The organism is Janibacter sp. CFPM2_SD2, from assembly GCF_057364645.1.
On the sequence record NZ_JBNFOF010000144.1, the window covers coordinates 1 to 8369 of the forward strand.

Here is an 8369-nt window from a genome sequence, read left to right on the forward strand (position 1 = left end):
AGCGCGGCCTCGAGGGCCTCGCGCACCGCCGGGTCCCGGTCGGCGAACGGCCGAGGCGTCCGCGTCGGCGACGAGCGGCTGGCGCACGCCGTTGGCGATGACGGACCCGATGCGAAGGGAGAGCCCGCCCAGCTCGTCGATGGCGTCGATGGTCTCCTGCACGGGCATCTCCTCGAGGAGCGTCACGAGGTGCACGGCCGTCGTCGGGCTCTGGAGCAGCCGGGTGATCGAGTCGGCCTGGTTGCGCACGGGTCCGACCTTCGCCACCTCCGAGACCTCGGAGTTGACGTTGAGGAAGCGACCGATCCGTCCGGTCGGCGGGGCGTCGAGGACGACGGCGTCGAAGACGGGGCGCTTCTTCGCCCCCTTCGTCACCCGTCCGACCGCCTCGTAGACGCGGCCGATGAGCAGGACGTCGCGCACGCCGGGGGCGATCGTGGTCGCGAAGTCCACGGCCCCGACCTTCTCGAGCACGGAGCCGGCGCGGCCGAGCTTGTAGAACTTCTGCAGGTACTCGAGCAGGGCGGTCTTGGCGTCGACCGACAGCCCGACGACCTCGCCGCCGGAGGGGTCGGTCACCAGGGTGCGCTCCTCGGTGCCCAGCGGGGCGACGTCGAGGACCTGAGAGAGGCCCTGGCGGCCCTCGACCTCGGCGAGCAGCACCCGCTGCCCGCGGGACGCCAGCGCCAGGGCCATGGCCGTGGCGACCGTGGTCTTGCCGGTGCCGCCCTTGCCGGTGACGACGTGCAGCCGGACGGGGGAGGAGGAGGGGCCGGTCACGCGATCAGCCTACGAGTAGGGTGCCGACATGACCCAGTGGGAGTACGTCACCGTGCCGCTCATCGTCCACGCGACCAAGCAGATCCTCGACCAGTGGGGCGAGGACGGCTGGGAGCTCGTCCAGGTCCTGCAGGGCGACGGGGGCAACCTCGTGGCCTACCTCAAGCGACCCAAGGGCGCCTGATGGGACGCATCGACGAGCGGCTCGCCGAGCTGTCCATCACGCTGACGGACCCGCCCGCCCCGGCCGGGCCTACGTGCCGGCCATCGTCGACGGCACCCACGTGCTGACCTCCGGGCAGCTGCCCTTCGTCGACGGTGAGCTGCCCGTCACCGGCCACGTCGGCGCCGAGGTCGACCCCGAGCAGGCCAAGGCCGCGGCCCGGCAGTGCGCGATCAACGCGCTCGCCGCGATCCGCGCGGCCGTCGGCGACCTCGACCGGATCGAGCAGGTCGTCAAGGTCGTCGGCTTCGTCTCCAGTGCCCCCGACTTCACCGGCCAGCCGGGAGTCATCAACGGCGCGAGCGAGCTCCTCGGCGAGGTCTTCGGCGCCGCCGGTGAGCACGCCCGCTCTGCCGTCGGGGTGGCCGCGCTGCCGCTCGGGACCCCGGTCGAGGTCGAGGTGACGGTCAGGCTCCGCGACTGATGGGCCAGCGCGACTTCGTCCTCGGGCCGCTGCGCGAGTCCCTCCTCGGTCTCGACGGGAGCCGTCCCGAGGTGACGGATCCGGCCCCGACCAAGCTCGCGTCGACCGTCATGCTCGTGCGCGACGACGAGGGGCCGCTCGAGGTCTTCATGCTGCGCCGGGTCTCGTCGATGGCCTTCGCGCCCTCGATGCACGTCTTCCCCGGTGGGGGAGTCGACATCCGTGACGCCGAGGACGAGCTGCCCTGGGCCGGGCCCTCCGTCGAGGAGTGGGCCGAGGTCTTCGGCACCGACGAGGCGAGCGCGCGCATGCTCGTCGCCGCGGCCGTGCGCGAGATCTTCGAGGAGACGGGCGTGCTCCTCGCCTCGCCCGCGTCCGCCGAGGGCGACGGCACCGCTGCCGGCGCGGACGAGGCGCCGCTCCTCGACCCCGAGGTCGCCGGCGACCTGCGTGCCCGGCTCGTCGCCCACGAGATCGGCTTCGGCCAGGTGCTCCTCGAGCACCACCTCGTCCTGCGCAGCGACCTGCTGCGCTACCGCGCGCACTGGATCACCCCCGAGGCCGAGCCGCGTCGCTACGACACCCGGTTCTTCGTCGCGGCCGTGCCCCCGGGGCAGGAGCCCGACGGCGAGACGAGCGAGGCCGACCTGTCCGAGTGGGTGCACCCGCGCGACGTGCTCGATGCCTTCGAGGACGGCGACCTCATGCTCATGCCGCCGACCCTCGTCTGCCTCGAGCAGCTCGCCGAGGTCTCCACCGTGAGCGGCGCCCTCGGTCAGGACCTGCCGATCGCGCCGATCATGCCCCGGCTCGTCGACACCGACGCCGGCCCGGCGATGCGGGCGGACCTGCCGTGAGCGCCGTCGCCCCGGAGCCGTCCGCCCCCTTCGGCCAGTGGACCGGGGGGCAGATCACCGAGCACGCGCACTGCCTGCTCCAGGGCAACCCCGGCCCCATGACCCTCGACGGCACCAACACGTGGGTGCTCCTGTCGCCCGGCGGGAGCGAGGCCATCGTCATCGATCCGGGTGAGGACGAGGCTGCTCACCAGCAGCGGGTCGTCGACCACGTCGCCGCCCTCGGTGCCCGGGTCGGGCGCATCGTGCTCACCCACGGGCACCACGACCACAGCGAGGGCGCCCCGCGCCTCGCCCGTCTGACCGGTGCTCCGGTCCAGGCGGTCGGGCGCGGCCACGACGACCTCGGCCGACGGCGACGTCCTGCGGGCCGGCGACCCTCGAGGTGCGGGTGGTCGCCACCCCCGGGCACACGGCGGACTCGGTCTCCTTCGCGCTCGCCGCCGACCACGCCCTGCTCACCGGCGACACCGTCCTCGGGCGCGGCACGACCGTCGTCGCCCACCCCGACGGTGAGCTGGCCGCCTACCTCGACTCGCTCGAGCGGATCAAGGCGCTCACCGGCGACGGTGGCGTCGCGCAGATCCTGCCCGGCCACGGCCCGACCGTCCCCGGACGCGAGCGCGATGGTCGACTTCTACCGCACGCACCGCCGCGAACGCCTCGACCAGTGCGCGCCGCCGTCGCCGACGGCGCGACGACGCGACGCGGTCGTCGCGACCGTGTACGCCGACGTCGACCGCTCCGTGTGGCCGGCCGCCAGGATGTCGGTCCTCGCGCAGCTGCGCTACCTCGAGTCGGCCTGAGCCTCGGCTGCTGCCTCCCCGGCGCTCGCCGCACTCCGGGTGCGGCTGGGTGCGCTCCCGAAGGGCGGGGGTGGCCCTAAGAAGAAGTCCGGCTGCTTGTTCTGACAGCTCACCACGGTGATGCGGCCGGACTTCTTCATGAGTCGGGCCACCCCCGCTATTCGTCCGCTTCCGCCTCTCGCCCGTGGTCGGGCCACCCTGCCCTTCGACCGCGTCGGACCGGCGGGCCCGGTGGTGGTGACTCGCGGGTACGACGATCACTCCTGGCACTGGGGACGGCGACATGCCCGGTGTTGCGGGCGCTGGAGTCTGCCGGGCCCGCGAGTGGTCGTCGTACCCGCGGGTCACCTGGCGCCACGGCACGCACGAAGGGCCCGGCGCCAAAGGCGGCCGGGCCCTTCGCGAGGGGTGCGGGTCAGCGAGCGCGACGCTGGAGGCGCTCGACGTCGGTGAGGAGCACCGCGCGGGCCTCGAGGCGCAGCCAACCGCGCGAGGCGAAGTCGGCGAGGGCCTTGTTGACCGTCTCGCGGGAGGCGCCGACGAGCTGGGCGAGCTCCTCCTGCGTGAGGTCGTGGGCGACCATGACGCCGTCCTCGACCGGGCGGCCGAAGCGCTGGCTCAGCTCGAGCAAGGCCTTGGCGACGCGACCCGGGACGTCGGTGAAGACGAGGTCGGCGAGGTTTTCGTTGGTGCGGCGCAGACGACGCGCGAGCGCGGCGAGCAGCGTGCCGGCGATGCGCGGGTGCGCGCCGAGCAGCTGGCTCAGCTGCTCGTTGCCCAGGCCGATGAGCTGGGTCTCGGCGACGGCGGTTGCGGTCGCGGTGCGCGGACCCGGGTCGAAGAGGCTGAGCTCGCCGAGCATCTCGGAGGGGCCGAGGATCGCAAGCAGGTTCTCGCGGCCGTCGGTGGAGGAGCGGCCGAGCTTGATCTTGCCCTCGGCGATCACGTAGAGCCGGTCACCCTGGTCCCCTTCGTTGAAGAGGACGTCGCCGCGCTCCATGCGCACGGGCGTCATGGACGCCATCACCTGCGCGGCATCGGCGTCGTCAAGGGTCGCGAAGAGCGGGGCGCGGCGTACGACATCGAGGTTCACACCGGGCAGTGTGCCACGATGCCGCGCGCGAGGGGGCCTAGGCTGCGGGGGTGTCTGCCGATCGAGTCGAGTCCCCGCTCGCCCTGACCCGCCGCGCCCGACGGATGTACCGGTTGCTGCACGAGCGCTACCCCTACGCCCACTGCGAGCTCGACTTCGACACCCCGCTCCAGCTCCTCGTCGCCACGGTGCTGTCCGCGCAGACGACCGACGTCATGGTCAACAAGGTGACGCCGACCCTCTTCGCCCGGTGGCCCACGGCGGCCGACCTGGCCGCCGCCGACCGCACGGAGATGGAGGAGGTCCTGCGGCCCACCGGCTTCTACCGCGCGAAGACCAACTCCGTCCTCAAGCTGGCTGCGGCGATCGTCGAGGAGCACGAAGGGGAGGTCCCGCCCCGTCTGCAGGACCTCGTCAAGCTCCCCGGCGTCGGTCGCAAGACGGCCAATGTCGTCCTCGGCAATGCCTTCGACGTCCCGGGCATCACCGTCGACACCCACTTCGGCCGGCTCTCCCGGCGCATGGGCTGGACCGACGAGGAGGACCCGGTCAAGGTCGAGCACGCCGTCGGCGCGCTCATACCGCGCAAGGAGTGGACGATGCTCAGCCACGTGGTGATCTTCCACGGCCGGCGCACCTGCCACGCCCGCCGACCCGCGTGCGGCGCCTGCCCCGTGGCCCGGCTCTGCCCGTCCTACGGCGCGGGCGAGACGGACCCGGACCAGGCGGCGAAGCTGCTCAAGTACGAGCTCGCCCCCGGAGCCGCACGATGACGGCGGACCCGACCCCGGCGCCGCCGACCTGGCTGCTGGAGGCAGAGGCCGCCCTGCGTGCCGACCTCCCGTCGTGGTTCACCGACTTCGCCCCGCCGCCGGACCCGCAGCGCCGCTCCGCCGTCCTGATGCTCGTCTCGCCGGGGGAGAGCGGCCACGACATCGTCCTCACCGAGCGTTCCGGCCACCTGCGCAGCCATGCCGGTCAGGTCTCCTTCCCGGGCGGCAAGCTCGACCCGGGCGAGACCCCCGTCGACGCGGCCCTGCGCGAGACGTGGGAGGAGGTCGGGGCCGATCCCGCCGGCATCGAGATCATCGGGTCCTTCCCCGACCTGTGGTTGAGCCCGAGCGCCAATGCAGTGACGCCGGTGCTCGGCTGGTCGCCGGAGCCGGGCCCCCTTCGCGTCGTCGATCCCGGCGAGGTGGCGCGCGTGGAGCGCATCCCCGTGGCGGATCTCGTCGATCCCGCCAACCGCTTCATGGTCAAGGGGCCGAGCGGTTACGTCGGGCCGGCCTTCGAGGTCGCGGGCCTCTTCGTGTGGGGCTTCACGGCCCAGCTGGTGAGTGTCCTGCTCGACGCGGCGGACCTCACCGAGCCCTGGGACGAAGGGAGGCGGCGTCGCCTCCCGTGGCGCTACGTCAAGCCCTACCTCACGCAGGGTGTGCGGCGGTCAACCACGCGCTGAGCGCGTCGGTGACCTCCTCGGGAGCCTCCTCGGGCACGAAGTGCCCGGCGCCGGCCACGCTGGCTCGGGCCAGCGGCCCCTCGACGAACCGAGAGCTCTCGGCGGCGAGCACCGGCAGCGAGGTGTGGTCCTCGGCGCCGTGCAGCTGCAGCACGGGCACGTCGATGCGGCCCTGCAGCTTGTGCAGGTAGCGCACCCCGCTCGGCGTGAGCCGGCAGCGGTAGAACCATCGGTGGTACTCGGCGGCGGCCTGCCCGGCGAAGGGGACGGACATCGCCTCGGTGTAGCGCTCGGTGACCTCGTCGGTGATCCACGAGGTGTCGCTGCCGGACCAGGCGTTCAGCCGGCGGGAGACGGTGAGCGGCTGACGCTCGGAGGCGAAGGGGGCCTGCATCGCGCGCAGGTACTGGTTGGCCCGCCACTGCAGCGGGTGGCGCCACATGGCGCGGTGGAAGACCGCGGGATGGGGGACGCCGAAGGGAGCGATCGCCCGGGTCACGCCCGACTGGTGGGTCGGCATGCTCCACACGACCCAGCCGCCGAGGCCGAGACCGACGAGCGCCGCGTCGTCCGCGCCGAGGCTGCGGACGATCGCGGCGAGGTCGTCGCAGGCGGTCGCCAGGTCGTAGCCGGCGGGCGGCTTGTCACTTGCGCCGAAGCCGCGCAGGTCCACCGCGGCGGCCGCGGTAGCCCTGCGCGGCGACGGCCGGCAGCTGGTGGCGCCAGGCCCACCAGAACTGCGGGTAGCCGTGGACGAAGAGGACGAGGGGCCCGCTCCCGGTGACGGCCACGTGGAAGCGGGCGCCGTTCGCCGAGACGAAGCGGTGCTCCCACGGGCCGTCGACGAGGGCGGCCGCGGCGTCGGGCGGGTTCAGCTGCCCGGCTTGATCGCGGCGACCGTGTCCTGGGCGTTGCGGATCGCCTTCTGCGGGACGGTGTTCTCCTTGGCCTTCTTCAGCGCCTTGAGGCCGACGAAGCCCAGACCAGCGGCGATGAGGAAGAGGACGACCGTGATGATGAGGTAGCCCGCCCACACGGGCAGCCAGATGGCGATGACCCTGGCCAGCGTGTGGAAGAGGAAGATCAGGCCGAGCAGCGCGAGGAAGCCGGCGACGGCGAGCAGGCCCGCGCCCTTGCCGCCGAAGGACAGGCCCTTGGTGACCTCGGCCTTGGCCAGCTGGATCTCGCTCTGCACGAGGGCCGAGATGTCGTGCGTGGCGTCGGAGACGAGCTGACCGACGGTGCGCTCGGTCTCACCGGGTGCGGGCTGACCGACGAGTCGTCGGGTGACGGGGTCGGTGCTGCCGGTGCGGGCGTGATCGTTGCTCATGCTGCTCCTGCTCGTGTCGACGTGACCTGCCACAGGGGTGGCGTCTTCGGTCGCCCAGCCTACCCACGAGTTTCCCGCGCGCCCGGCATCCTCCCTTCGTCGACGCGACGGCAACGTCCCGGGGAAGTCATGGTGAACCCTGTGCACCACACCCCCGTTGTGGTCGGCACGAGGGGCGAAGGGGGTCCACCATCGGGGCATGAGCTACGGCGAGGAGACGGAGCCACTCGCGATCGCGCACCGCGGTGGGGCCCACCTGGCGCCCGAGAACACCTTGGCTGCCTTCGCCATCTCCACGGCTCTGGGCCTGCGCTACCTCGAGTCGGACGTCAAGCTCACGGCCGACGGTCAGCTCGTCTGCTTCCACGACGACACCCTCGACCGGGTCACCACGGGGACCGGGCGCGTCGGCGCCCACACCCTGGCCGACCTCGATCGTCACGTGCGTGTGGGTGGGACCGAGCCGATCCCCACCCTCGAGGAGGCGCTGCGGAGCTTCCCGGACGCCTGCTTCACGGTCGACCTCAAGGACCGGGCGGCGATCGCGCCGATGGCGCGGTTGCTCCAGCGACGTGACTACGCAGAGCGGGTGTGCGTCGCCGGCGCCTGGGACGGGTGGCTGCACCTGCTCGCCTCGCAGGCACCGCACGTGCGCACGGCACTGGGATGGCGATCGCTCACCGCCCTCATCTCCGCATCCAAGGCGGGACTGCAGCCACCGGCGGCCGTGGTGCGCGGGCGCTTCGCCCACGTCCCCGTCCAGCTGGGCCGGCTGCCGATCCACTCCGCCTCGCTCGTGCGCCGGGCTCACCGGCTGGGGGTGCGCGTCGTCGTGTGGACCGTCGACGAGCCCCGGCTGATGCACGAGCTGCTCGACATGGGGGTCGACGGGATCATCACCGACCGGCCGGATGTGCTCCGCACGGTGATGATCCAGCGCGGGACCTGGGCCCCGATGAGGGGTCTGAGGGCCTCCGGCAGAGGCGATTTGGCGTCTGCGGCATCGGTGATCTAATGTTCTCGACGTCAGCCCGAGAGGGAGGAACGGACACCAAGCGGTGACTCGAGAAGTCACCCCAGGCAGGCCGGTCCCGCGAGCTGACAGCCCTCATCCGAGTCACTCGGATCCGGTCGATCAGGTCGGAACCGCGGATTTGGAACCGAGCAGCCCCGCTGCTACGGTGGGCCACCGCTGAAGATCCAAGCGCGATCAACAACGGCCGCTCCAAGAGCGGATCACGAAGTTGGCGCCCAAGCATGGACAGTGGTAAGTTAGAGAAGTTGCCCCTTGAAGCATCTGGCCGGAGACGGTGGGTGGTGATGGGTGTGCGTGTGAATCTTGAGAACTCAACAGCGTGTCAAAAATCGATGCCAATACCTCGTCTTGGCTGGTTGTG

The 8369-nt window shown here is 72.2% G+C and carries 11 protein-coding genes and 2 pseudogenes; 8 read left to right on the plus strand and 5 right to left on the minus strand.

Annotated features, from left to right (window positions below; all coding sequences use genetic code 11):
* Positions 1 to 780 (minus strand): ArsA-related P-loop ATPase (locus AC2W7J_RS12930; RefSeq protein ID WP_485982868.1); only part of this gene is annotated, 780 nt, incomplete at its 3' end.
* Between the two features lie 28 nt (positions 781 to 808).
* Here AC2W7J_RS12930 and sp36 point away from each other — a divergent pair.
* The 5 genes and pseudogenes from sp36 to AC2W7J_RS12955 all read left to right on the plus strand — a co-directional run bounded on the left by sp36 (position 809) and on the right by AC2W7J_RS12955 (position 3090).
* A complete protein-coding gene (gene sp36 / locus AC2W7J_RS12935) occupies positions 809 to 964 on the plus strand; it encodes a Sp36 family protein (protein WP_130628263.1) in 156 nt (51 codons plus the stop codon).
* Positions 964 to 1427, plus strand: a pseudogene (locus AC2W7J_RS12940) (RidA family protein). The gene sp36 and the pseudogene AC2W7J_RS12940 overlap by 1 nt, the downstream one beginning before the upstream one ends.
* Positions 1427 to 2284 carry an NUDIX hydrolase gene (locus AC2W7J_RS12945; protein WP_485982870.1) on the plus strand — a complete coding sequence of 286 codons (858 nt, stop codon included), beginning with the start codon at positions 1427 to 1429 and terminating at the stop codon, positions 2282 to 2284. Before AC2W7J_RS12940 ends, AC2W7J_RS12945 begins: the two are co-directional and overlap by 1 nt.
* A 98-nt stretch (positions 2285 to 2382) precedes the next feature.
* Positions 2383 to 2786: pseudogene (locus tag AC2W7J_RS12950) on the plus strand (MBL fold metallo-hydrolase); the annotation flags it as partial.
* 124 nt (positions 2787 to 2910) lie between these two features.
* Complete coding sequence (locus AC2W7J_RS12955) at positions 2911 to 3090, plus strand: hypothetical protein (protein ID WP_485982877.1); 180 nt, start codon at positions 2911 to 2913, stop codon at positions 3088 to 3090.
* Positions 3091 to 3505: 415 nt separating this feature from the next.
* Here AC2W7J_RS12955 and AC2W7J_RS12960 read toward each other — a convergent pair whose 3' ends face one another.
* Positions 3506 to 4183: a Crp/Fnr family transcriptional regulator gene (locus tag AC2W7J_RS12960; protein WP_255184387.1), complete on the minus strand. Its 678-nt coding sequence runs from the start codon at positions 4181 to 4183 to the stop codon at positions 3506 to 3508.
* A gap of 104 nt (positions 4184 to 4287) precedes the next feature.
* Here AC2W7J_RS12960 and nth point away from each other — a divergent pair, with 104 nt between their 5' ends.
* Positions 4288 to 4956, plus strand: a complete 669-nt coding sequence (nth, locus tag AC2W7J_RS12965) for an endonuclease III (protein ID WP_255186379.1) — start codon at positions 4288 to 4290, stop codon at positions 4954 to 4956.
* Entirely contained in the window at positions 4953 to 5642 is a 690-nt protein-coding gene (locus AC2W7J_RS12970) for an NUDIX hydrolase (RefSeq protein WP_255184386.1), read from the plus strand. The genes nth and AC2W7J_RS12970 overlap by 4 nt, the downstream gene beginning before the upstream one ends.
* Here AC2W7J_RS12970 and AC2W7J_RS12975 read toward each other — a convergent pair.
* The 3 genes from AC2W7J_RS12975 to AC2W7J_RS12985 form a co-directional block, all read right to left on the minus strand.
* Positions 5608 to 6315 (minus strand): alpha/beta fold hydrolase, encoded by a 708-nt coding sequence (locus tag AC2W7J_RS12975; RefSeq protein WP_485982873.1) that lies wholly within the window; start codon positions 6313 to 6315, stop codon positions 5608 to 5610. The two genes, AC2W7J_RS12970 and AC2W7J_RS12975, sit on opposite strands and share 35 nt — an antisense overlap.
* A complete protein-coding gene (locus tag AC2W7J_RS12980) occupies positions 6287 to 6433 on the minus strand; it encodes an alpha/beta fold hydrolase (RefSeq protein ID WP_485982875.1) in 147 nt (48 codons plus the stop codon). The genes AC2W7J_RS12975 and AC2W7J_RS12980 overlap by 29 nt, the downstream gene beginning before the upstream one ends.
* Positions 6434 to 6513: 80 nt before the next feature.
* Positions 6514 to 6972: a phage holin family protein gene (locus tag AC2W7J_RS12985; protein WP_255184384.1), complete on the minus strand. Its 459-nt coding sequence runs from the start codon at positions 6970 to 6972 to the stop codon at positions 6514 to 6516.
* A gap of 199 nt (positions 6973 to 7171) precedes the next feature.
* On the opposite strand from AC2W7J_RS12985, the gene AC2W7J_RS12990 reads away from it, so the two are divergent.
* Entirely contained in the window at positions 7172 to 7987 is an 816-nt protein-coding gene (locus tag AC2W7J_RS12990; RefSeq protein ID WP_255184383.1) for a glycerophosphodiester phosphodiesterase family protein, read from the plus strand.
* Positions 7988 to 8369: the final 382 nt, after the last annotated feature.